This window comes from Arthrobacter dokdonellae, assembly GCF_003268655.1.
Taxonomy (GTDB): domain Bacteria; phylum Actinomycetota; class Actinomycetes; order Actinomycetales; family Micrococcaceae; genus Specibacter; species Specibacter dokdonellae.
Genome location: NZ_CP029642.1, coordinates 1,103,980 through 1,128,279, shown reverse-complemented (window position 1 = coordinate 1,128,279; position 24,300 = coordinate 1,103,980). Strand labels below are relative to the sequence as shown.

The window sequence follows — 24,300 nt, the reverse complement described above, 5'->3', positions numbered from 1 at the left end:
ATGACATGGCCACGCCGAACCCGGGCAAACATGTGTCATACTTCATACATCAGAGCCGATTCCGCCCTCGGTGGAGTGCGGCCTGCACAACTGAATACAAAAACCATTCACAACGGATCGTTCGGCACGTACCTGCCGATGAAGGGATTTAATACTGTGGCTACAGTAACTTTTGACAACGCTACGCGTTTGTACCCGGGCACCACCACGCCCGCTGTCGACAAGCTCAACATCGACATCGCCGACGGCGAGTTCCTCGTTCTCGTCGGCCCCTCCGGCTGCGGAAAGTCCACCTCCCTGCGCATGCTCGCCGGCCTGGAGGACGTCAACTCCGGCCGCATCCTCATTGGCGATCGCGACGTCACTGACGTCCCGCCGAAGGACCGCGACATCGCCATGGTCTTCCAGAACTACGCGCTGTACCCGCACATGTCGGTGGCGGACAACATGGGCTTCGCCCTGAAGATCGCCGGCGTGTCGAAGGAAGAGCGGGCCAAGCGCGTCAAGGAAGCAGCCAAGCTCCTGGACCTCGAGGCGTACCTGGACCGCAAGCCGAAGGCGCTCTCCGGCGGCCAGCGCCAGCGCGTTGCCATGGGCCGCGCCATCGTGCGTAACCCGCAGGTCTTCCTCATGGACGAGCCGCTCTCCAACCTTGACGCCAAGCTGCGTGTGCAGACCCGCACGCAGATTGCATCGCTCACCCGCCGCCTGGGCGTCACCACCGTCTACGTCACCCACGACCAGGTCGAGGCCATGACCATGGGCGACAGGGTCGCCGTGCTGAAGGACGGCCTGCTGCAGCAGGTGGACACCCCGCGCAACCTGTACGACCGCCCGCAGAACGTGTTTGTTGCCGGCTTCATCGGCTCCCCCGCCATGAACCTGCTCGAACTGCCCGTGGTCGACGGCGGCGTGAAGTTCGGTGGGTCCGTCTACCCGGTCCCCTCCGATGTCCTCGGCGCGGCCGCGGGCAACACCGTCACCCTGGGTGTCCGTCCGGAAGACCTGGAGATCGTCGGCGCCGGCGAGGGTCTGGCCGTGGAGGCCGACGTCGTTGAAGAGCTGGGTGCCGACGCCTACGTGTACGGCCACACCACCATCGACGGCGCCGAGCGCGACATGGTGGTCCGTGTCGACGGCCGCCGTCCGCCGCTGAAGGGCGACACCGTCCACGTCCGCCCGCAGGTCGGCCACGTCCACCTGTTCGACGCCACCTCCGGCGCCCGCCTGGGCGACCAAAGCGTCGTCAACAACTAACACTGGATCTCGACAAGCTCGATCACCTGCGGTCCCCAGTGGTCGAGCCTGTCGAGACCCGCAGCCGCGGTTGCCGGCCGGGTATTCATCCGGCAGGCAACCGCGTTTTGCTTTTAAGAGAGAATTGGCCCATGAGTGAAACAGCCGGCGCCCAGTGGAACGACGAACCCACAGACTTTGACGAGGTCGGAAAACTGCCGCGCCAGCCTGCGCCGCCCGTGCAGGTCATGGGCTCGCTGAACATCACGGCAGCCACCGCCGATCCGGGCCTGCTGGACCTGCCCTGGCACATCACTCTGGAGGAGTGGCCCGCCGCCAACCTCGCCGCGTTGCCCCGTGGCATCTCCCGGCACGTGGTCCGCTTCGCCCACCTGGACGGCTCCGTCATCGCCATCAAGGAAACCTCGGAGCACGTTGCCCGGCACGAATACCACATGCTGCGCAAGCTGGCGCGGCTGGATGTGCCCTGCGTGGAGCCGGTGGCCGTCATCACCGGGCGCACCACCGCCGCCGGCGCCCCCCTGGACCCCGTCCTCGTCACCCGCCACTTGAAGTTCTCCCTGCCGTACCGCGCCTTGTTCTCGCAGAAGCTGCGCCGCGACACCCTGACCCGCCTGATCGACGCGCAGGCCCTGCTGCTGGTCCGGCTGCACCTGGTTGGCTTCTACTGGGGGGACGTTTCCCTCTCCAACACCTTGTTCCGCCGCGACGCGGGCGCATTTGCCGCATATCTGGTGGACGCCGAAACCGGCGAACTCTACCCCGATCTGTCCACGGGGCAGCGCGAATACGATCTTGAAATCGCACGCGTCAACATCGCCGGGGAACTCATGGACCTGCTCGAGGGCGGCCTCATCGAGGAGAAGGTGGACCCGGTGGCCACCAGCGAACTGATCATGGAAAGCTACCGCCGCCTCTGGGCCGAGCTCACCGAGAAGGAGTCCTTTGAGCTGGAGGACCGCTGGCGTGTGGGCGCGCGCATCCGCCGCCTGAACGAGCTCGGCTTTGACGTGGAGGAATACGCCATCAAGACCACCCCGGACGGCTCCACCATCCAGCTTCAGCCCAAGGTGGTCGACGCCGGCCACCACCAGCGCCGCCTGCTGCGCCTGACGGGGATCGACGCCCAGGAAAACCAGGCCCGGCGCCTGCTCAACGACATGGACTCGTTCCGCAACGACGTGGCGCCTGGCATGGACGAGGAAATCAGCGCCCACGAATGGGTCAGCTCCATCTTTGAGCCGATTGTCCGGGCCATCCCCCGCGAACTCGGCGGGAAACTGGAGCCGGCAGAGGTGGTCCACGAAGTCCTGGAACACCGCTGGTACATGTCCCAGCAGGAGGAGCGAAACGTGCCGCTGGCGGAGGCCGTGCAATCCTACGTGGACACCATTCTGCGCTACCGCCGTGACGAGGATGCCATCATGCTCAGCACGGACACCGCCACGATCAAGATGCTTGAGTCCGGGGTCCTGCCGGACATCACCAACGACAATTAGTCCCCAGCTCCTCCCCGGTAACGCCTCGCTGGGCGAGCCCTTACCGGGGTCCCTCGGAGCTGTGGGCCCAACGCTCCTCCCCGGTATCGCCTCGCTGGGCGAGCCCTTACCGGGGTCCCTCGGACCTGTGGGCCCAACGCTCCTCCCCGGTGGCAGACTGCCGCGCGAATCCGGCCCGGCTAGCGCATCTAACTGTGCGCGCCGGCTCGCCGGCCCTGCTTGTTGTTCATCGCGTAGAGGCCCACCGAAGTGGCGGCTGCCAACGTCAGGCAGAGCAATATCAACATCCACGTCATCAGGGTCGGGCCGTGGGACGGCTTTTGCTCAGCGTCAGATTCGCGTTCCCCGGCGCCTGAGCATTATTCGTGTCCGCGAAGCCACCAAACACGCCGGCGGTAGCAGTCCCGATTGCAGATTCCGTGTCGACGAACGTCGGCCAAGGCGTTTCCGAGACGGGTCCAGGCACGGCACCCACGCGGCCTCCGCGGACACCGCCGGGAGCAAGGCACCGGCGAATACCAGCATGCCCGTCAGGGCCCCGGCAGCGGCCACAGCCAGCGCCTTCCGGCGCGCGGTGGCCACGAGCACGTGTGAATTCTTGATCATGAGGAATTTCCGGAATGGTCGTCAACGTCCAGTGCGAACCACTGCCCCGCACTGAACAATGCCCGAATATGCGAAGCTTCGTCACATGCCGACACATGTCACGTGCCCGTGGCCCTTTCCGAGCTTTTGCTGGCGCATCTGAATGCAGGCCCCGTGCGCCGGACTTCCCCGGTGTTACGCGTCGCAGTGGATGACCGTGGGTAGTCGCTTTGCCTGACGATGTGGTGTGGTGAGTTGGTTTTCCTTGTCGGCCTCTTGACGTTCTTCGTTGGCGGCGTCAGGCTGACGATGGACCCTTGATCTGGAATTTTGTTTCTGATCTTAAATGACGAACGACCCGGTGCCAGTTTCGAAGCCGCACCAGGTCGTTCTGACGCGAAATGAGTCGCGCTGTTGCTTACGGTAAGCCACGATTCTGCTGCTGTCGACTCTCAGCTCTTTGGCCGTGAACTGAGGTGTCCGGTGTGCCGTGGATCGCTGAAGCCTTGGGGTTTCGGGGTGGAGCGTGTGATCCGGTGTGGGGTACCGGTGGTGAACCGCCGGTACCTCCCTCGCAGGGCCCGGTGCGGTGAGTGCGGTGTCACCCATATCTTGTTACCGGCGGTGCTGGCTGCCCGGCGGGCTGATCATGCGGAGGTGATCGCTGACGCTGTGGAACTGAGCGCCGTGGCGGGGTTGGGGTTCCGGAAGATCGCTGTGAAGCTTGATCGTCCTGAATCCACGGTGCGGGATTGGCTGCGGGACTTCACGGCCAATGCCCCGGCCATCGCGGCGGCTTTCGCCGTCCGGGTGCATCGGGGAACCGCCGAGGCCCTGGGGTTCTGGCCGGCACCGGCACTGACCCAGAAAACCAATGCGTGGGCAATGCTGATGGCCCACGCCCAGGTCCTGGCCCACCAGCACCGCGCCGTTGCCCAGCCCGTGGTCAAGGTGCCGTGGCAGTATGCTGCTTTGTTTGCTCATGGGCCGTGGTTCTTCAGCAGGGTTGGGTGGCCCGATGGGGTGCAACACCAGCTCGCCCTGCCACGACAAGGGTAAGTGGGCCAAGGTGGGGTTCACGTGCCATTTCCGCATCCCGGTGGTGGCACGATCCCTTGTTTTCCCCCACCGGAAGGATCCTTTTCGATGATGAGCGCTTCAGCCCACCTGCCCCATGAGCTTGACCCTGCCCCTCCGCCGGCCCTCGTGGACGCCGACATCAACATCAAAGGCCCTGTCCTGGCGGTTCTGCCGGAGTTGGGGCCGGTGGTTTCCCCGGTGCGTGCCAACCCTGCCCCGCGGGCAAATACGCCGTTGATGCGCAAGGAACACCGCGATAATATTGCCCTCTTCCGTTATCAGGTGATTCGGGGCGTGGCGGATCCGTCGTTGAGTACCCGCCAACGCGGGCCGTTGGTGCGGGCGTTGGCGCTGGTGGATCATCCGTGGCCGTTCGGCGGGACCCGCCGTTTCTCCAGGGAGACTCTGGACCGGTGGGTCAAGGCCTGGCACGTGGGCGGCTTTGACGGGCTGAAACCCGAGGAACGGGCCTGTACCCCCTTCACCGATTCGACCGTGTTGACCCTGGCCGAGTCGTTGAAACGTGAGAAACCGAATCGGACCGCTGCCCAGGTCAAGCGGATCATTACCGAAACCCTGGGGCAGGCACCGTCGGAGACGACGCTGCTGCGCCACTTTAGGGCGAAGAACATTTCCACGGGCACCCGGCCGGTGGCCACCGGCCGCTTTGAAACGAACGCCTCGAATGAGATCTGGGTTGGTGATGCTTTGCATGGGCCCCGGATTGGGGGCCGGAAAACGTATCTGTTCGCGTTCCTCGATGATCATTCCCGCATGGTTACTGCCGCCCGCTGGGCGTATGCGGAGGACGCCATCCGGCTCTCCGCGGTGTTGCGCCCGGCCCTGGAAACCCACGGAATCCCCGAGGTCGCCTACCTGGATTATGCCGATGTTCGCGTTATGCCGATCTTTCCGTATCGTCCCAGTTCAGCGGCTTAGGGACGAGGAAAATATCGGCATAATATCGGCGTGGGCGCATCCTTCATGTATCAGTTATCGCGTGAAGGAGGATGTCATGGGTGTCCCTGCAAGCAAGGTGGCCAAGGTCCGGGTGAGGGGGCCGCTGGCGCCGTTCGTGCCGGCGTTCAGGGCTGCGTTGAAGGAGGCAGGCTATACGCCGCTGAGTATTGTCAATGAGTTGAGGATGCTCTCCGATTTTAGCCGTTGGCTCCAGGAACACGCGTTCGGGGCCACGGATGTGACGGCCGCGCGGATTCATGATTTTGTTGCGGCCAGACATTCCGCGGGACATGTTGTTGCGTATCCGCCCCGACTTTTTGCCACGATCACCGGGATCCTCGTTGACCGGGGCGTGATCGAGGTTGAGCATGAGGAGCCGTTAGTTGGCTCACCGGTTGACGCGCTGCTGGCAACGTTTGAGGCGTTCCTGCTCACTGAGCGGGGACTGGCCGCATGCACCGCGGCAGCTTATGTGTTGCGGGCCCGTCGTTTCCTGGCCCGGCAGGCGCCCGGAGGGGATCTGGTCGGGTTGGCCGCCCGGGACGTGACGGACGCGATTCGTGCCGAGTGTTAGCTGCAACTTTAAACTGACCATAGACGGCATTTTTGATTGACCGTTCGCGGCAGTGGTTTTGACCAGTGGCTGCAAGTGTTTTGACCAGTAGTTCGCCGCCGTCCGGTGGCTGGGTGTGCTGGGATTCCCTTGTCCATCCCCGTGTCTTTACGGGGAGAGCCCCTTCCTTCGGGGTGAAATGACGATGCCAATCGTTTCAATTTCACCCTTTGCGGGAAGGAAGGGGCTTATTTTGAAGTCTCCAGGAGAGTTCATGGAAATTTTAGCTGCTTATGACATGACCCAGTCGTATCGAGGTGCCGCGGTGGTTTGCGGTGTCTCACACAACACTGTCCGTTCGTATGTGAAAGCACGGGCTGCCGGTGCGCAAGCGCCGATCGCCCGCAAGCGTGGCAGGATCACTGACCCGTACCTGCCGGCGATGACACAGCTGGTGGAGCAGTCCCGCGGAAAGATCCGCGGCGACGTTGTTCACGACAAGCTCGTTGATCTGGGATACGCCGGTTCGATCCGCACGACCCGCTATGTGCTGGCCGGGTTGAAATCGAAGTACCGGGCCCAGAACGCCAGGGTTCACCGGCCCTGGACTGTGGCCCCAGGGCTGTGGCTCCAGTGGGACTACGGAGACGGTCCTGTCGTTGACGGCGCCAAGACCGTGTTGTTCGTCGCGTGGATGGCGTACTCACGCTTCCGTATCGTCATTCCCTTGCGGGATAAGACGATGCCGAGCGTATTCGCGGCCCTTGACAGGTCATTCAGGCTGATTAATGGTGTACCAACGTATGTATTGACCGACAATGAGAAAACAGTCACGGTCGAGCATGTCGCCGGCGTTCCGGTCCGCAACCCGCAGATCGTTGCGTTCGCCCGGCACTACTCCACCGCCGTGCACACGTGCATGCCGGCAGACCCTGCCTCCAAGGGCGGGGTGGAAAACGCGGTGAAGATCGCTAAAGCCGACCTCGTGCCCAAAGACACCAACCTGCGTCCGGAGTACGGCTCCTTCGCCGAGCTGGAGCAGGCCTGTGAGGCGTTTATGGAGGATGTGAATTCCTCCGTGCACCGCGCCACGCTGGAGATCCCCAAGGACATGCTCCGGTTGGTGGAACAGCCTAAGCTTCACCCGGTTCCGGCGGTGCCGGTCACGGCGAGTTTCGGTCAGGTCCGCCAGGTCCCGCCGAACACGCCCATGGTTACGTATGAGCATTCGCGCTATTCCGTCCCGCACACCCTGATGGGGCAACGGGTGTGGGTGCGTGGTACCGACACCCACGTCATCATCGTGCACGTTGACAAGGCCGGGCCGGTGGAAGTCGCTCGCCATAAGCTCACCCGCCCCGGCGTACCAGCGGTCATTGACGCGCATTTCCCACCAGCCTCTGCTGGCGCCCTGGAACGGGTCATCCGCCCCAGCAACAGGGCCGAAGAGGAATTCCTGGCCCTGGGCGCCGGGGCAGCACTCTGGCTCAAGGAGGCCGCGGCAGCCGGCACGAACAAGATCCGCCACAAAATGGAACGGGCTGCCACGCTCGCCAAGGTCATGGGCAACGATGTCGTCGACCAGGGCCTGGGAGCTGCCGCGGTGCACCACCGTTTCACCCATGAGGACCTGGTTTCCATCATCACCAACACCGCTACCGGCGAACCATCCAGCACCATCAACAACACCCGGCATGCCGTGACCGATCAAAGCCAATGGCTGTCCCAAGGCACCAGCGGTTGGGCGAACTTCGGCACCACCAACCCGACCACCACGCCCGGCGAGGAGACCATTCCCGCCGATATCACCGATCTTGAAGGAGCAGCAGAATGAGCGCCGCAACCCTGGCTCCGGCGCCGCTGGCAGACGTGGCAGTAGAACAGGTGATTGCGCTGATGCGCACCACCCGGATGCCCCACGCCCGCGCCGTTGTCGCCGACGTCCTGGCCACCGCGAAAGCCCAGCGTTGGGACCCCACCGAGGTCGTCAGGGTCCTGCTCGAGGCCGAAGCGACCGGGCGGAACCGGTCCATGCTCACCACCCGGCGCAAACGTGCGGGGTTCCCGACCGGGAAAACCTTCGATGTGTGGGAGGAATCCCTCTCCACCCTGCCCGTGGCGACGACCTCGTTCCTGCGAACTCTGGAATGGGTGCGGCGGCGGGAGAACCTGATCGCTTGCGGCCCCTCCGGCACCGGTAAGACCCTGCTGCTGGAATCGTTGGGCCAGCAGGCCATCGATGAAGGCCTCTCCGTGTCTTGGCTGAGCCTGGAGGACCTCGGCGCGCTCGTACGCCGGCACCGCATCGATGACAGCGTCAACAAAGCCATCACCCGCGTCACCAATGTCGATCTGATTTGCATTGACGATATTGGCCTTTTGCCTGTCTCCGGCGACGCCGCCGAAGGCTTCTACCGCGTCGTGGACGCCTCCTACGAGAAACGCTCCCTCGCGATCAGCTCCAACATCCACCCCTCCGGGTTCGATGAGCTCATGCCAAAAACCATCGCCACCGCGACCGTGGACCGGCTCATGCACCACGCGCACCTCTGCCAAACCAGCGGTGAGTCCGTGCGCCTCATGCAAGCCCAAAACGGGAAAGGAACCCACCCGATGAACTAACCGCGCACCATGGTCAGGCGCCGCAACCCCAGCACACCCCCGGCGCCTGGCCACTGGTCAAAAGTACTTGCCGCCCATGGTCAACCGACTGCCGCCACTGGTCAAAACAAACTGCCGCCAGTGGTCAGTTCTAAGTTGCAGTTGACAGCCGAGGCCGCCCTGGTTTCGGTTGGTTCGACCCAGTTCTTCGTGGTTGCCGTCCGTTCATTCCTGCGCTTCTGTTTCCTGGAAGGCCTGATCCCGACGGATTTGTCAGGGGCGGTGCTCACTGCCACGGGCCGGCGTCGCTCACCCCTGGCATCAGGGATCAGTACTTCCGATGCGACAAAGTTGTTGGAGTCGTGCGACGGGCGAAGCAATGAAGGGCGCCGGGACCATGCCGTCCTGCTCCTCTTGCTGCGTTTGGGGCTGAGGGCCAGTGAAGTCTCCGGGCTTGTCCTGGAGGACATTGATTGGCGTGCCGGGCTGGTCACGGTGCATGGCAAGGGCCACCGCGTTGACCAGCTGCCGCTGCCGCCGGAGGTGGGGGCGGCGATCGCCGCCTACTTGCAACGCGGACGGCCACGCCCATGCTCCCATCGGGAGGTTTTCCTCCGATCCTTGGCACCGGTCGGGGGCTTGGGCCGCGGAGGGATCTCCTGCATCGTGCGCCGTGCCTGTTGCCGGGCCGGTGTGCCGCCGGTGGGTGCCCACCGGCTCCGGCACACCCTGGGGTGTGAGATGGTCAATTTCGGTGTTCCGCTGCCCGAGATCGCCCAGGTGCTCCGTCACCGGAGCCTGACGAGCACGGCCCTCTATGCCCGGGTCGACATTGACGGGCTCCGGGCCTTGGCCCGGCCCTGGCCAAGGAGTGTGCGGTGATGAGCGAGCTCCTTGACCATGTCAATGATTATCTGAAACTCCGCCGGGATCTGGGTTTCAAACTCAGGCAGGAAGGCTACCACCTTCCACAATTGGTGGCGTTCATCGAAGCATCCGGTGCCACGGTGCTCACGAACGAGCTGGCCATTGCCTGGGCCAAGCAGTCGCATGACGTTCAGCCCATCACCTTGGCCCACCGACTCGGCTCGGTCCGCGGCTTCGCCCGCTACCTGCAAACCATCGACCCGGCCACCGAGGTCCCTCCGCTTGACGTGTTTGGTGCCCACCAGCAACGCATCACCCCTTATCTGTGGTCGCAGGAGGAGATTGTTGCGTTGCTGGCCGGGATGCGTGACCTGCGCCCGGAACTGCGGGCCGCGACCTACGAAACCCTTCTGGGCCTGATCGCCGTGACGGGGATGCGGCACGGGGAAGCCCTCGGGCTCAGCGTTGGGGACGTCAACCTCACGGACGGGGTGCTGACGGTCAGGCAGGGGAAGTTCAACCTGACCCGGTTCATCCCCCTGCACCCCACCACGACCGCAGCCCTTACCGAATATGCCAAACTGCGGGAACTGCTGTGCCCCACACCGCAAGCGACGGCTTTCTTCATCACACCGGCGGGAACCGCCCTGCGGGCCAGCAGCGTTGAAGCAACCTTCAGGGACGTCACCACCCGGATCGGGCTGCGCACCGCCACGTCCCACCCCAGAATCCATGACCTGCGGCACAGCTTCAGTGTTCAAACCATCATTGACTGGCACCGCGCCGGCACGGACATCGGGGCCAACATGGCAGCCCTATCAACCTATCTGGGCCACAGGACACCGGAAGGCACCTATTGGTACCTCTCCGCGGCGCCGGAGCTGATGGGGCTGGCCGCGGCACGACTGGATGAACGCTACGGGGCCCGGCCATGACCGCCCTGGCCCCGACCCTGCAAGCATTCTTCACCGACAAGCTCATCAGCCAACGCGGCGCCAGCCCCCATACGATCGATGCCTACCGGACCACGTTCAAGATCCTGCTCGGCTACGCCTCCGACCAACGCCACACCCCGCCGAGCAAGCTCGAGTTCGACGATCTCGACGCCGAGCTCGTGGCCGCGTTCCTGGCACACCTGGAAACAGTCCGGCACAACAGCGTCCGGACCCGCAACAACCGCCTGGCCGCGATCCACTCGTTCTTCGCTTACGCGGCACCGCGACATCCAGAACATGCCGCCACGATCCAAAGGGTGCTCGCCATCGCACCCAAACGATTCGAGAAGAACCTGGTCACCTACCTCACCGATGCCGAAGTCGACGCTCTCCTGGCAGCCATCAACCAAGACACCTGGACCGGCCGGCGCGACCACGCCATGTTCCTGCTCGACATCCAGACCGGGCTGAGAATCTCGGAACTGACCTCACTGACCTGCGCCGACGCCACCCTGGGCACCGGGGCGAACATCCACTGCATCGGCAAGGGACGCAAGGAACGACGCACCCCGCTCGTCCCCGCCACCGTGGCCACCCTGCGCGCCTGGCTCGAAGAACGCGGCTGGGCCCCGACGGACCCGCTGTTCCCCACCAGCACCGGGCACCGACTCAGCCCAGACGCCATCGAGCACCGCATCGCACACTACCTCGCCATCGCCGCCAAGGACTGCCCGTCCCTGGCGACCAAGCACGTGAGCACCCATGCCTTGCGCCATACGGCGGCAATGCGGCTGCTCCAAGCCGGGGTCGACATCACCGTCATCGCGCTCTGGCTCGGCCACGAACAGGTCTCCTCAACCAACAGCTACCTCCACGCCGACATGACCCAAAAGGAACGGGCCATCGCCACCGTCACCCCGCCGAACAGCAAACCCGGCCGCTACCACCCACCCGATGCCATCCTCACCTTCCTCGAGGCCCTATGATTATGCCGATAATTTCCTCGTCCCTAAGCCGCTGAACTGGGACGATACGGAAAGATCGGCATAACGCGAACATCGGCATAATCCAAATTGTGCCGACGTCGGCACAACCTGGACAACGGGGCCGCCATGGCTGACAAATCCTTGGCAAGGACCTGCGCGAAGCTGGGGATCCGTTTGGTGCACTCGGCCCCGTACCGGCCCCAGGGAAGAGGCAAGATCGAGCGGTTTTTTAACACTGTCACGAGCCAGTTTCTGGGTGAAATCACCGTGACCGACACGCCCATGCTGCCGGGCACCAGCCCGGAGGCCGGCTCCGAAGTCAGCTCCCTTCAAGAGCTGAACACCCTGTTTACCGCATGGGTGAACATGATCTACCACCACACCGTGCATTCCAGTACCGGGCAGACACCCCTGGCCCGGTGGGAAGCGTCCTGGGAACACCGCACCCCGGTGAGCAAGCCCTTGGAAGTAATCCGCCAAGCCTTTCTCTGGTCAGACACCCGCCGGGTGACCAAGACCGGGACAGTGTCCCTGCACTCCAACACTTACGAAGTCGACCCGCTGCTGGCAGGCACGAAAGTCGAGCTGGTCTATGACCCCTTTGACCTTGACGGGGTTATCACGGTCAACAACCACCAAGGCCTCCCTGCAGGGACAGCGAAGCCCCTCGATATTGGTCGGCACGTGCATGCCAAAGTCACCAACGCCGTCAAGGACAACGACACTGCGACCAACATCAGTACCGGGATCAACTACCTGGACCTGGTCGCCACCCGGCACCGCGAATCAATGACCGCCGCACCGATCAGCTTCGCCGACATCCACGAACAGAACATCAACATCCGTATCCAGCCCAAGGAGGAGTCCAGATGAGCCAAATCGATACCCTGCAAAGCTATTTTGGTTTTACCCGCATGCCGTTCGGCCGTGACATACCGCCGGCAGCCCTGAACCAGCACCCCGGCCACCGTGAAGCAGTCGCACGCATCAGCTGGTGTATCGAGCAACGCCGCATGGGCGTGATCGCCGGGGAAGTCGGGGCCGGAAAGACCCTCGCGGCCCGCGCCGCCCTGGCCCACCTGGAACCGGCCCGGCATCAAATTATTTACATCCCGGACCCGACCATCGGGATCCGAGGGATACGCTCGACCATCGTTACCGCGCTCGGGGCGACGCCCTCGTTCTTCTCCGGTGCCTTGGCCGCCCAGGCCGCGTCCCTGCTCGCCGGGGAACTCGATGAACGCTCCCGCCTGCCGGTCATCGTCATCGACGAAGCACATCTACTTTCCAACGAGGACCTTGAGTCGCTTCGTATGCTCAGCAACGTCTCGATGGATACGGAGTCGCACTTCGCGTTGCTGCTCATCGGCCAACCCACCCTGCGGCGCCGGTTGAAACTGGCCGTCATGGCAGCCCTGGACCAACGCATCGGCACAAGGTTCACCATCGGCGGCATGAACCAGGAAGACACCGGCGCCTACATCAAGGGACACCTCGGCTTCGCCGGACGATCCGATCCTCTATTTTCCGAGGACGCCATCACCGTCATCCACCAAGCCTCACGCGGCTACCCACGCACCGTGAACAATCTCGCCCTCGCCGCGCTCATGGCCACCCGCTCAACAAAAAGTGCGATCGTGGACCAATCCGCAGCACAATCAGCGGTCAGTGAATTCAGCGAATAACCACCGGCAGCCATGACGATCACGCCGCCACCATGACCACGAACGCCCCGCCCGGAAAATCCTGGCGGGGCGTTTTCATACCCGCTTCGTCGTCAAACCCGGTGGCGGCCCCATCGTCAAACAACGCGACGGTCAACACCCGGGGGCCGGGTGAAACCAGGCCCTTCGCCCGTGTCGAGCCGTTGCTGGTCCTGGGGTGTTTGTGGGGTTAAAGTTGGGGAGGCCCCAACACTGGTGTGTTGGGGCCTCTACCCTTTTGGTGTTGTCCGGCGGTGTCCTACTCTCCCACATCCTCTCGAATGCAGTACCATCGGCGCTGTGGGTCTTAGCTTCCGGGTTCGGAATGGGACCGGGCGTTTCCCCCACGCTATGACCACCGTAACTCTTCCTCCGCCCGCGGTGCCGGCCCCTTGGTGTTGGGGTTTCGGTGGTGCGGGGGAATTCTGTAGTTGGTGTCCTGTTGTGGACAACAGTATTTGATTATACACGCCCTTCCCGGCCCCTTTGGGGGGTGGGTGGGTGGGGTGTGCTGGTTTTTCCCGGGGCGCAAACCTGTTGGGTTTGTTGTTGGGGAACCATATAGTGAACGCGGGCATGTGGTGTTGTTTTTGTGGTGTAAGTTATCGGCCTATTAGTACCGGTCGGCTTCACGAGTCTTTAGTCCTCGCTTCCACGTCCGGCCTATCAACCCAGTGGTCTGCTGGGGGCCTCTCACACGCTAGGTGCATGGAAATCTCATCTTGAAGCGGGCTTCCCGCTTAGATGCTTTCAGCGGTTATCCCATCCGAACGTAGCCAATCAGCGATGCACTTGGCAGTACAACTGACACACCAGAGGTTCGTCCGTCCCGGTCCTCTCGTACTAAGGACAGCCCTTCTCAAATTTCCTGCGCGCGCAGCGGATAGGGACCGAACTGTCTCACGACGTTCTAAACCCAGCTCGCGTACCGCTTTAATGGGCGAACAGCCCAACCCTTGGGACCTACTCCAGCCCCAGGATGCGACGAGCCGACATCGAGGTGCCAAACCATGCCGTCGATATGGACTCTTGGGCAAGATCAGCCTGTTATCCCCGAGGTACCTTTTATCCGTTGAGCGACGGCCATTCCACAATGTGCCGCCGGATCACTAGTCCCGACTTTCGTCCCTGCTCGACATGTCTGTCTCACAGTCAAGCTCCCTTGTGCACTTACACTCGATACCTGATTGCCAACCAGGCTGAGGGAACCTTTGGGCGCCTCCGTTACTCTTTAGGAGGCAACCGCCCCAGTTAAACTACCCATCAGGCACTGTCCCTGACCCGGATTACGGGCCGAAGTTAGATGTCCAAAGTGACCAGAGTGGTATTTCAACGATGACTCCGCCGCCACTGGCGTGACGGTTTCACAGTCTCCCACCTATCCTACACAAGCCACTCCGAACACCAATACCAAACTATAGTAAAGGTCTCGGGGTCTTTCCGTCCTGCTGCGCGTAACGAGCATCTTTACTCGTACTGCAATTTCGCCGAGTTTATGGTTGAGACAGCGGGGAAGTCGTTACTCCATTCGTGCAGGTCGGAACTTACCCGACAAGGAATTTCGCTACCTTAGGATGGTTATAGTTACCACCGCCGTTTACTGGGGCTTAAATTCTCAGCTTCGCCGCACGAGTGCGGCTAACCGGTCCTCTTAACCTTCCAGCACCGGGCAGGAGTCAGTCCGTATACATCGTCTTGCGACTTCGCACGGACCTGTGTTTTTAGTAAACAGTCGCTTCCCCCTGGTCTCTGCGGCCCACACCCGCTCACGGGACGCGATGGTCCCTTCACGGGGCAGGCCCCCCTTCTCCCGAAGTTACGGGGGCATTTTGCCGAGTTCCTTAACCATAATTCTCTCGATCGCCTTGGTATTCTCTACCTGATCACCTGTGTCGGTTTGGGGTACGGGCGGTCCGAACCTCGCGTCGATGCTTTTCTTGGCAGCATGGGATCACCAAATTCCCCCTTGCGGGGGTCCCGTCAGATCTCAGGAGCGCCAACCCAATGGCCACGCGACGGATTTGCCTATCGCGTTCCCTACATCCTTAGACCGGGACAACCATCGCCCGGCTTGGCTACCCTCCTGCGTCACACCTGTTAATACGCTTGCCTCCCCGGTTCAGTTCCCACGCGCCCCACACATTCCTGGCCCGAAGGCACGCAAATGGCGGTTTGGGCGGTTAGTATCACCGGCTCAACATTGGCGGTTCTTCACCGGTACGGGAATATCAACCCGTTGTCCATCGACTACGCCTGTCGGCCTCGCCTTAGGTCCCGACTTACCCAGGGCAGATTAGCTTGACCCTGGAACCCTTGATCATTCGGCGGACGGGTTTCTCACCCGTCTTTCGCTACTCATGCCTGCATTCTCACTCGTGTGGGCTCCACCGCTAGTTCACACTGCGGCTTCCATGCCCACACGACGCTCCCCTACCACTCCAAACCCCTGAACCACGGAACGAATCCACGGCTAGGGTACATGTTTGAAATCCACAACTTCGGCGGTGTACTTGAGCCCCGCTACATTGTCGGCGCGGAATCACTTGACCAGTGAGCTATTACGCACTCTTTTAAGGATGGCTGCTTCTAAGCCAACCTCCTGGTTGTCTAAGCAATCCCACATCCTTTCCCACTTAGCACACGCTTAGGGGCCTTAGTTGGTGGTCTGGGCTGTTTCCCTCTCGACTATGAAGCTTATCCCCCACAGTCTCACTGCCACGCTCTCACTTGCCGGCATTCGGAGTTTGGCTGACGTCAGTAACCTTGTAGGGCCCATTAGCCATCCAGTAGCTCTACCTCCAGCAAGAAACACGCAACGCTGCACCTAAATGCATTTCGGGGAGAACCAGCTATCACGAAGTTTGATTGGCCTTTCACCCCTACCCACAGCTCATCCCCTCCATTTTCAACTGAAGTGGGTTCGGTCCTCCACGCGCTCTTACACACGCTTCAACCTGGCCATGGGTAGATCACTTCGCTTCGGGTCTAGATCACGCCACTGCAACGCCCTGTTCAGACTCGCTTTCGCTACGGCTTCCCCACACGGGTTAACCTCGCGACGTAACACTAACTCGCAGGCTCATTCTTCAAAAGGCACGCCATCACCACAACAACCACCCCCAAGGGGGCGCGGCGGCTCTGACGGATTGTAAGCACACGGTTTCAGGTACTATTTCACTCCCCTCCCGGGGTACTTTTCACCTTTCCCTCACGGTACTTGTCCGCTATCGGTCATTAGGTAGTATTTAGGCTTATCAGGTGGTCCTGACAGATTCACACGGGATTTCTCGGGCCCCGTGCTACTTGGGAAAAATCACCCGGAGGCGTGCCATGCATTTCGGTTACGGGACTCTCACCCTCTACGGCAGGCCATTCAAAGCCCTTCACCTATACACGCACCTAACCCCCCACCGGCCCGGCAGGACCAGTACGGCAACTCCCACAACCCCGACCATGCAACGCCCGCCGGCTATCACACATGGCACGGTTTAGCCTGATCCGCGTTCGCTCGCCACTACTGACGGAATCACTATTGTTTTCTCTTCCTGTGGGTACTGAGATGTTTCACTTCCCCACGTTCCCCCCACACACCCTATATATTCAGGTGCGGGTCACCACCTGGCCTCACGACCGGTGGCGGGGTTTCCCCATTCGGACACCCTCGGATCAAAGTTCGGTTATCAACTCCCCGAGGCTTATCGCAGATTCCTACGTCCTTCTTCGGCTCCTAATGCCAAGGCATCCACCGTGTGCCCTTAAAAACTTGACCACAAAAAACAGTCAACACACACTAAAACACTTATCGAGAGAACCATGAAACCGCCACCACCAACACCCCACAGGGCGCCGGCAGCATCAGATCCAGGTTCAAACATACTCAAAGAAATTGCTTCCTTTATAAGATGCTCGCGTTCACTATATAGTTCTCAAACAACAACCCCAACACACACCACCCCGCCAGGGAACACCAACACCCCAAAAAGGGGCACCAGCACCACCCGGCGAACCGGCCATGCACGGGAAAACCACGAAACACAACACCCCCACCCCCCCAACCAAGGGAAGGCAACGGGAACGTTGTTGTTCCAGGACCCAACAGTGTGCCAAACACCACCCAACACCACAAACCAACCCTCCATGATCCGTTCCCCACCCCCTTTCCACGCAAGCGCAAAAAAGGAGCCGTACTAGAACCGGGCCGGCCCGTGCCGCCAGGCACCTGCCTTATTGATATTCCACCCTTGAGCGGCCCGCCCGGAAACATGCGTCCCGGCAGCAGGCCATACTCCACGCACCCCCCACGAACGGTCCATGCGGACCCCGTGCAGGTGCCTGGTGCTCCTTAGAAAGGAGGTGATCCAGCCGCACCTTCCGGTACGGCTACCTTGTTACGACTTAGTCCCAATCGCCAGTCCCACCTTCGACCACTCCCTCCCTTGCGGGTTGGGCCATGGGCTTCGGGTGTTACCAACTTTCGTGACTTGACGGGCGGTGTGTACAAGGCCCGGGAACGTATTCACCGCAGCGTTGCTGATCTGCGATTACTAGCGACTCCGACTTCATGGGGTCGAGTTGCAGACCCCAATCCGAACTGAGACCGGCTTTTTGGGATTAGCTCCACCTCACAGTATCGCAACCCATTGTACCGGCCATTGTAGCATGCGTGAAGCCCAAGACATAAGGGGCATGATGATTTGACGTCGTCCCCACCTTCCTCCGAGTTGACCCCGGCAGTCTCCCATGAGTCCCCGGCACTACCCGCTGGCAACATAGAACGAGGGTTGCGCTCGTTGCGGGACTTAACCCAACATCTCACGACACGAGCTGACGACAACCATGCACCACCTGTAAACCGGCCGCAAGCGGGGCACCCGTTTCCGGGCGTTTCCAGTCCATGTCAAGCCTTGGTAAGGTTCTTCGCGTTGCATCGAATTAATCCGCATGCTCCGCCGCTTGTGCGGGCCCCCGTCAATTCCTTTGAGTTTTAGCCTTGCGGCCGTACTCCCCAGGCGGGGCACTTAATGCGTTAGCTACGGCGCGGAAAACGTGGAATGTCCCCCACACCTAGTGCCCAACGTTTACGGCATGGACTACCAGGGTATCTAATCCTGTTCGCTCCCCATGCTTTCGCTCCTCAGCGTCAGTTAATGCCCAGAGACCTGCCTTCGCCATCGGTGTTCCTCCTGATATCTGCGCATTTCACCGCTACACCAGGAATTCCAGTCTCCCCTACATCACTCTAGTCTGCCCGTACCCACCGCAGATCCGGAGTTGAGCCCCGGACTTTCACGGCAGACGCGACAAACCGCCTACGAGCTCTTTACGCCCAATAATTCCGGATAACGCTTGCGCCCTACGTATTACCGCGGCTGCTGGCACGTAGTTAGCCGGCGCTTCTTCTGCAAGTACCCTCAACCACACAACGTGCGGCCTTGTTCCCTACTGAAAGAGGTTTACAACCCGAAGGCCGTCATCCCTCACGCGGCGTCGCTGCATCAGGCTTGCGCCCATTGTGCAATATTCCCCACTGCTGCCTCCCGTAGGAGTCTGGGCCGTGTCTCAGTCCCAGTGTGGCCGGTCACCCTCTCAGGCCGGCTACCCGTCGTCGCCTTGGTAGGCCATTACCCCACCAACAAGCTGATAGGCCGCGAGTCCATCCAAAACCACAAAAGCTTTCAACCCCCCACCATGCGGCAGAAAGTCAATATCCAGTATTAGACCCAGTTTCCCAGGCTTATCCCAGAGTTAAGGGCAGGTTACTCACGTGTTACTCACCCGTTCGCCACTAATCCCCGATGCAAGCACCGGATCATCGTTCGACTTGCATGTGTTAAGCACGCCGCCAGCGTTCATCCTGAGCCAGGATCAAACTCTCCGTTAATAAAACAAACAGACACACAACAACGCACCGGAAAAAGACACGAAGCCATGCACTAAATTCGAAACCAGCTAAACGATCATGCATCACCACAGGGGCGGCAACACACAACCAAATAACCAATCCATAAAACAATAAATTGGTATCAATAAAACTTGGCACACTATTGAGTTCTCAAACAACAACCACACCCAGCCAACACACCCGAACCATCCAACAGTCCGCGACGATCAGCACCGGGGCAACTTCTCAAACTTACCCGATCCGCCTCCAAGAAGCAAACCCGGCCCCCCGCGCCCCCAACCAACAGGAACCCGGACAACCACCCGCACACACGCCAAAACAACCGGCAAAACCGGCCACATGAACACAGGATTTCCGCTCCCCCGAACACCGGGACAACTCGAAAAACAATACACACCTTTCGATGGCAGCGCCAGCCACAACGATGTGACGCTCGGCACCATTCTGGCTGCATGCCGCAAATCCTCCGTTTCCCAGCGGCGGGCCGGCGTCTTCCAGCAGGGACGCCTCAACGGGGATTGCAAAGCGGGCTACCAGGGACGAAGCGCCGGGCGCCACGCCGGCTCCTCAAACGCTCAATGCGATGTCACTGACCCAGGCCGTCCCCGCCTGGACAACCGGCGTTTCCCCTGGCACCGCGCACGCATGCGGCCCCTGTGCCCCGGCCAGCACGCCTTGCCATGCCATGCCAAAAGGAACCTCGCCTTACTGTTTAATACAGCCATGCTACTGAGTTCAGAAATAGTGTAATACGTGTGTACTAAATCCCCTGGCGCGCCCCTGCGGGCCTGACGCCAAGCGCCCCGATTTGGAGCGTAAGGGCGCTGCCGTGGGTGCCGTTCCTGTCCGCCCTGTCCGCGGATGTAACGCGCGCTTACGCTTGCCGCCCCTCCACCGGCCCTTTCAGGCAGCCCGCTGGTCCGGCCACGGTGGACGGCCAGCTGGGGTCGACGACCGGCAGATGAATGGGCACCAGGTGAGCCACCGCAGCCGCCTGTTCCCTGGGGGACGGCGGCCAACACCAACACGTCGCTTGACGACCCGGGCACGCCGGCTCGCGGTCGGCCCGCCGTCTAGGGCAGCCGTCAGTCCCCGCACTTGGTCCGGCTTTCCCAGTCAGCACTCCTGGGCCGCTACCGGGTCGGGCTTTCCCAGTCAGACCTCCTGGGCCGCTACCGGGTCTGGCTGGCTGGCTGGCTGGCTGGGGTCAATCGACGCTACTTTCCCGTGCGCATCTGGCGACTGAACCAAGTCCGCCTTCGCGACGAAGCCGCGGACTACCGCCACGACACCGAACATAGTAATGCCGGTGACTCCTGGAATGGCTCCTCAGGAGGCAGTGACCGGGAACCATCACTTAGAGACGCTGCGTTTCGCACCACCACCGGCTGGGATGATGTGCACGCGACCAGCTCGTGGCGGGCCATGTCACCGCCTGTGCCCATGCGGTCGTCCACGATGCGTCTGATGTCGGGAGAATACCGTGCCGTGGACGTTGCCGCCTCTTGGCAATCTGTTCAGCGCCGGCGGCCATATCGAAACAAAACCGCCGACCATGCCCAAATACGAAGAGCCACGTTGCCGGCATCACGGCACTGGCGCCACGGCCTTTCGGCCTGCCGTTCGGACTGGTGGGGCTTGCGGTGGTGGTGGCCGTGGCTGTCTGATCCGGTGCCGCGGTAGTGGTCGGGCAGCGGGGCGTGCGAGGGCGTCGCGACCTGGTCCTGTGGTAGTTGGTTGTTAAAGTTGGGGAGGCCCCAACACTGGTGTGTTGGGGCCTCTACCCTTTTGGTGTTGTCCGGCGGTGTCCTACTCTCCCACATCCTCTCGAATGCAGTACCATCGGCGCTGTGGGTCTTAGCTTCCGGGTTCGGAATGGGACCGGGCGTTTCCCCCACGCTATGACCACCGTAACTCTTCCTCCGCCCGCGGTGCCGGCCCCTTGGTGTTGGGGTTTCGGTGGTGCGGGGGAATTCTGTAGTTGGTGTCCTGTTGTGGACAACAGTATTTGATTATACACGCCCTTCCCGGCCCCTTGGGGGTGTGGGTGGGGTGTGCTGGTTTTTCCCGGGGCGCAAACCTGTTGGGTTTGTTGTTGGGGAACCATATAGTGAACGCGGGCATGTGGTGTTGTTTTTGTGGTGTAAGTTATCGGCCTATTAGTACCGGTCGGCTTCACGAGTCTTTAGTCCTCGCTTCCACGTCCGGCCTATCAACCCAGTGGTCTGCTGGGGGCCTCTCACACGCTAGGTGCATGGAAATCTCATCTTGAAGCGGGCTTCCCGCTTAGATGCTTTCAGCGGTTATCCCATCCGAACGTAGCCAATCAGCGATGCACTTGGCAGTACAACTGACACACCAGAGGTTCGTCCGTCCCGGTCCTCTCGTACTAAGGACAGCCCTTCTCAAATTTCCTGCGCGCGCAGCGGATAGGGACCGAACTGTCTCACGACGTTCTAAACCCAGCTCGCGTACCGCTTTAATGGGCGAACAGCCCAACCCTTGGGACCTACTCCAGCCCCAGGATGCGACGAGCCGACATCGAGGTGCCAAACCATGCCGTCGATATGGACTCTTGGGCAAGATCAGCCTGTTATCCCCGAGGTACCTTTTATCCGTTGAGCGACGGCCATTCCACAATGTGCCGCCGGATCACTAGTCCCGACTTTCGTCCCTGCTCGACATGTCTGTCTCACAGTCAAGCTCCCTTGTGCACTTACACTCGATACCTGATTGCCAACCAGGCTGAGGGAACCTTTGGGCGCCTCCGTTACTCTTTAGGAGGCAACCGCCCCAGTTAAACTACCCATCAGGCACTGTCCCTGACCCGGATTACGGGCCGAAGTTAGATGTCCAAAGTGACCAGAGTGGTATTTCAACGATGACTCCGCCGCCACTGGCGTGACGGTTTCACAGTCTCCCACCTATCCTACACAAGCCACTCCGAACACCAATACCAAACTATAGTAAAGGTCTCGGGGTCTTTCCGTCCTGCTGCGCGTAACGAGCATCTTTACTCGTACTGCAATTTCGCCGAGTTTATGGTTGAGACAGCGGGGAAGTCGTTACTCCATTCGTGCAGGTCGGAACTTACCCGACAAGGAATTTCGCTACCTTAGGATGGTTATAGTTACCACCGCCGTTTACTGGGGCTTAAATTCTCAGCTTCGCCGCACGAGTGCGGCTAACCGGTCCTCTTAACCTTCCAGCACCGGGCAGGAGTCAGTCCGTATACATCGTCTTGCGACTTCGCACGGACCTGTGTTTTTAGTAAACAGTCGCTTCCCCCTGGTCTCTGCGGCCCACACCCGCTCACGGGACGCGATGGTCCCTTCACGGGGCAGGCCCCCCTTCTCCCGAAGTTACGGGGGCATTTTGCCGAGTTCCTTAACCATAATTCTCTCGATCGCCTTGGTATTCTCTACCTGATCACCTGTGTCGGTTTGGGGTACGGGCGGTCCGAACCTCGCGTCGATGCTTTTCTTGGCAGCATGGGATCACCAAATTCCCCCTTGCGGGGGTCCCGTCAGATCTCAGGAGCGCCAACCCAATGGCCACGCGACGGATTTGCCTATCGCGTTCCCTACATCCTTAGACCGGGACAACCATCGCCCGGCTTGGCTACCCTCCTGCGTCACACCTGTTAATACGCTTGCCTCCCCGGTTCAGTTCCCACGCGCCCCACACATTCCTGGCCCGAAGGCACGCAAATGGCGGTTTGGGCGGTTAGTATCACCGGCTCAACATTGGCGGTTCTTCACCGGTACGGGAATATCAACCCGTTGTCCATCGACTACGCCTGTCGGCCTCGCCTTAGGTCCCGACTTACCCAGGGCAGATTAGCTTGACCCTGGAACCCTTGATCATTCGGCGGACGGGTTTCTCACCCGTCTTTCGCTACTCATGCCTGCATTCTCACTCGTGTGGGCTCCACCGCTAGTTCACACTGCGGCTTCCATGCCCACACGACGCTCCCCTACCACTCCAAACCCCTGAACCACGGAACGAATCCACGGCTAGGGTACATGTTTGAAATCCACAACTTCGGCGGTGTACTTGAGCCCCGCTACATTGTCGGCGCGGAATCACTTGACCAGTGAGCTATTACGCACTCTTTTAAGGATGGCTGCTTCTAAGCCAACCTCCTGGTTGTCTAAGCAATCCCACATCCTTTCCCACTTAGCACACGCTTAGGGGCCTTAGTTGGTGGTCTGGGCTGTTTCCCTCTCGACTATGAAGCTTATCCCCCACAGTCTCACTGCCACGCTCTCACTTGCCGGCATTCGGAGTTTGGCTGACGTCAGTAACCTTGTAGGGCCCATTAGCCATCCAGTAGCTCTACCTCCAGCAAGAAACACGCAACGCTGCACCTAAATGCATTTCGGGGAGAACCAGCTATCACGAAGTTTGATTGGCCTTTCACCCCTACCCACAGCTCATCCCCTCCATTTTCAACTGAAGTGGGTTCGGTCCTCCACGCGCTCTTACACACGCTTCAACCTGGCCATGGGTAGATCACTTCGCTTCGGGTCTAGATCACGCCACTGCAACGCCCTGTTCAGACTCGCTTTCGCTACGGCTTCCCCACACGGGTTAACCTCGCGACGTAACACTAACTCGCAGGCTCATTCTTCAAAAGGCACGCCATCACCACAACAACCACCCCCAAGGGGGCGCGGCGGCTCTGACGGATTGTAAGCACACGGTTTCAGGTACTATTTCACTCCCCTCCCGGGGTACTTTTCACCTTTCCCTCACGGTACTTGTCCGCTATCGGTCATTAGGTAGTATTTAGGCTTATCAGGTGGTCCTGACAGATTCACACGGGATTTCTCGGGCCCCGTGCTACTTGGGAAAAATCACCCGGAGGCGTGCCATGCATTTCGGTTACGGGACTCTCACCCTCTACGGCAGGCCATTCAAAGCCCTTCACCTATACACGCACCTAACCCCCCACCGGCCCGGCAGGACCAGTACGGCAACTCCCACAACCCCGACCATGCAACGCCCGCCGGCTATCACACATGGCACGGTTTAGCCTGATCCGCGTTCGCTCGCCACTACTGACGGAATCACTATTGTTTTCTCTTCCTGTGGGTACTGAGATGTTTCACTTCCCCACGTTCCCCCCACACACCCTATATATTCAGGTGCGGGTCACCACCTGGCCTCACGACCGGTGGCGGGGTTTCCCCATTCGGACACCCTCGGATCAAAGTTCGGTTATCAACTCCCCGAGGCTTATCGCAGATTCCTACGTCCTTCTTCGGCTCCTAATGCCAAGGCATCCACCGTGTGCCCTTAAAAACTTGACCACAAAAAACAGTCAACACACACTAAAACACTTATCGAGAGAACCATGAAACCGCCAC

12 protein-coding genes and 5 rRNA genes are annotated in these 24,300 nt (G+C 60.8%); 12 read left to right on the top strand and 5 right to left on the bottom strand.

Going from position 1 to position 24,300, the window contains the following annotated elements; all coding sequences use genetic code 11:
* The first annotated feature begins 156 nt into the window (after window positions 1-156).
* The 12 genes from DMB86_RS05055 to DMB86_RS05000 all read left to right on the top strand — a co-directional run bounded on the left by DMB86_RS05055 (window position 157) and on the right by DMB86_RS05000 (window position 13,008).
* Window positions 157-1,257: an ABC transporter ATP-binding protein gene (locus tag DMB86_RS05055; protein WP_113716828.1), complete on the top strand. Its 1,101-nt coding sequence runs from the start codon at window positions 157-159 to the stop codon at window positions 1,255-1,257.
* A gap of 131 nt (window positions 1,258-1,388) precedes the next feature.
* Window positions 1,389-2,756, top strand: a complete 1,368-nt coding sequence (locus DMB86_RS05050) for a DUF4032 domain-containing protein (RefSeq protein WP_113716827.1) — start codon at window positions 1,389-1,391, stop codon at window positions 2,754-2,756.
* A gap of 1,242 nt (window positions 2,757-3,998) precedes the next feature.
* On the top strand, window positions 3,999-4,400 hold the full coding sequence (locus DMB86_RS05045; protein ID WP_129545468.1) for a helix-turn-helix domain-containing protein: 402 nt from the start codon (window positions 3,999-4,001) through the stop codon (window positions 4,398-4,400).
* Window positions 4,401-4,547: 147 nt separating this feature from the next.
* Complete coding sequence (locus DMB86_RS05040) at window positions 4,548-5,360, top strand: DDE-type integrase/transposase/recombinase (RefSeq protein ID WP_171814369.1); 813 nt, start codon at window positions 4,548-4,550, stop codon at window positions 5,358-5,360.
* A 76-nt stretch (window positions 5,361-5,436) separates the two neighbouring features.
* Window positions 5,437-5,955 carry a hypothetical protein gene (locus DMB86_RS05035; RefSeq protein WP_113716824.1) on the top strand — a complete coding sequence of 173 codons (519 nt, stop codon included), beginning with the start codon at window positions 5,437-5,439 and terminating at the stop codon, window positions 5,953-5,955.
* 232 nt (window positions 5,956-6,187) lie between these two features.
* Entirely contained in the window at window positions 6,188-7,768 is a 1,581-nt protein-coding gene (gene istA, locus DMB86_RS05030) for an IS21 family transposase (protein ID WP_335645009.1), read from the top strand.
* On the top strand, window positions 7,765-8,556 hold the full coding sequence (locus tag DMB86_RS05025; protein ID WP_113716823.1) for an ATP-binding protein: 792 nt from the start codon (window positions 7,765-7,767) through the stop codon (window positions 8,554-8,556). The genes istA and DMB86_RS05025 overlap by 4 nt, the downstream gene beginning before the upstream one ends.
* A 9-nt stretch (window positions 8,557-8,565) precedes the next feature.
* Complete coding sequence (locus tag DMB86_RS21590; protein ID WP_113716822.1) at window positions 8,566-9,417, top strand: tyrosine-type recombinase/integrase; 852 nt, start codon at window positions 8,566-8,568, stop codon at window positions 9,415-9,417.
* On the top strand, window positions 9,417-10,337 hold the full coding sequence (locus DMB86_RS05015) for a tyrosine-type recombinase/integrase (RefSeq protein ID WP_113716821.1): 921 nt from the start codon (window positions 9,417-9,419) through the stop codon (window positions 10,335-10,337). Before DMB86_RS21590 ends, DMB86_RS05015 begins: the two co-directional genes overlap by 1 nt.
* On the top strand, window positions 10,334-11,323 hold the full coding sequence (locus DMB86_RS05010; protein WP_113716820.1) for a tyrosine-type recombinase/integrase: 990 nt from the start codon (window positions 10,334-10,336) through the stop codon (window positions 11,321-11,323). The genes DMB86_RS05015 and DMB86_RS05010 overlap by 4 nt, the downstream gene beginning before the upstream one ends.
* Window positions 11,324-11,449: 126 nt before the next feature.
* Window positions 11,450-12,196 (top strand): Mu transposase C-terminal domain-containing protein, encoded by a 747-nt coding sequence (locus tag DMB86_RS05005; RefSeq protein WP_113716819.1) that lies wholly within the window; start codon window positions 11,450-11,452, stop codon window positions 12,194-12,196.
* On the top strand, window positions 12,193-13,008 hold the full coding sequence (locus DMB86_RS05000) for an ExeA family protein (protein WP_113716818.1): 816 nt from the start codon (window positions 12,193-12,195) through the stop codon (window positions 13,006-13,008). Before DMB86_RS05005 ends, DMB86_RS05000 begins: the two co-directional genes overlap by 4 nt.
* A 264-nt stretch (window positions 13,009-13,272) precedes the next feature.
* Here DMB86_RS05000 and rrf (DMB86_RS04995) read toward each other — a convergent pair.
* The 5 genes from rrf (DMB86_RS04995) to DMB86_RS04975 form a co-directional block, all read right to left on the bottom strand.
* Window positions 13,273-13,389 (bottom strand): 5S ribosomal RNA (gene rrf, locus DMB86_RS04995).
* A 229-nt stretch (window positions 13,390-13,618) separates the two neighbouring features.
* Window positions 13,619-16,795 (bottom strand): 23S ribosomal RNA (locus tag DMB86_RS04990).
* A 577-nt stretch (window positions 16,796-17,372) separates the two neighbouring features.
* Window positions 17,373-18,907, bottom strand: a 16S ribosomal RNA gene (locus tag DMB86_RS04985).
* 1,817 nt (window positions 18,908-20,724) lie between these two features.
* Window positions 20,725-20,841 (bottom strand): 5S ribosomal RNA (rrf, locus tag DMB86_RS04980).
* A 225-nt stretch (window positions 20,842-21,066) separates the two neighbouring features.
* A 23S ribosomal RNA gene (locus DMB86_RS04975) occupies window positions 21,067-24,243 on the bottom strand.
* The 16S, 23S and 5S rRNA genes sit together here, the layout of an rRNA operon.
* Window positions 24,244-24,300 lie beyond the last annotated feature (57 nt).

Bases quoted from the DNA above. Each gene is read 5' to 3' on its own strand.
- DMB86_RS05050 (WP_113716827.1), top strand. From the start codon at position 1,389: ATGAGTGAAACAGCCGGCGCCCAGTGGAACGACGAACCCACAGACTTT.
- DMB86_RS05035 (WP_113716824.1), top strand. From the start codon at position 5,437: ATGGGTGTCCCTGCAAGCAAGGTGGCCAAGGTCCGGGTGAGGGGGCCG.
- DMB86_RS05025 (WP_113716823.1), top strand. From the start codon at position 7,765: ATGAGCGCCGCAACCCTGGCTCCGGCGCCGCTGGCAGACGTGGCAGTA.
- DMB86_RS21590 (WP_113716822.1), top strand. From the start codon at position 8,566: ATGGTCAGGCGCCGCAACCCCAGCACACCCCCGGCGCCTGGCCACTGG.
- DMB86_RS05015 (WP_113716821.1), top strand. From the start codon at position 9,417: ATGAGCGAGCTCCTTGACCATGTCAATGATTATCTGAAACTCCGCCGG.
- DMB86_RS05010 (WP_113716820.1), top strand. From the start codon at position 10,334: ATGACCGCCCTGGCCCCGACCCTGCAAGCATTCTTCACCGACAAGCTC.
- DMB86_RS05005 (WP_113716819.1), top strand. From the start codon at position 11,450: ATGGCTGACAAATCCTTGGCAAGGACCTGCGCGAAGCTGGGGATCCGT.
- DMB86_RS05000 (WP_113716818.1), top strand. From the start codon at position 12,193: ATGAGCCAAATCGATACCCTGCAAAGCTATTTTGGTTTTACCCGCATG.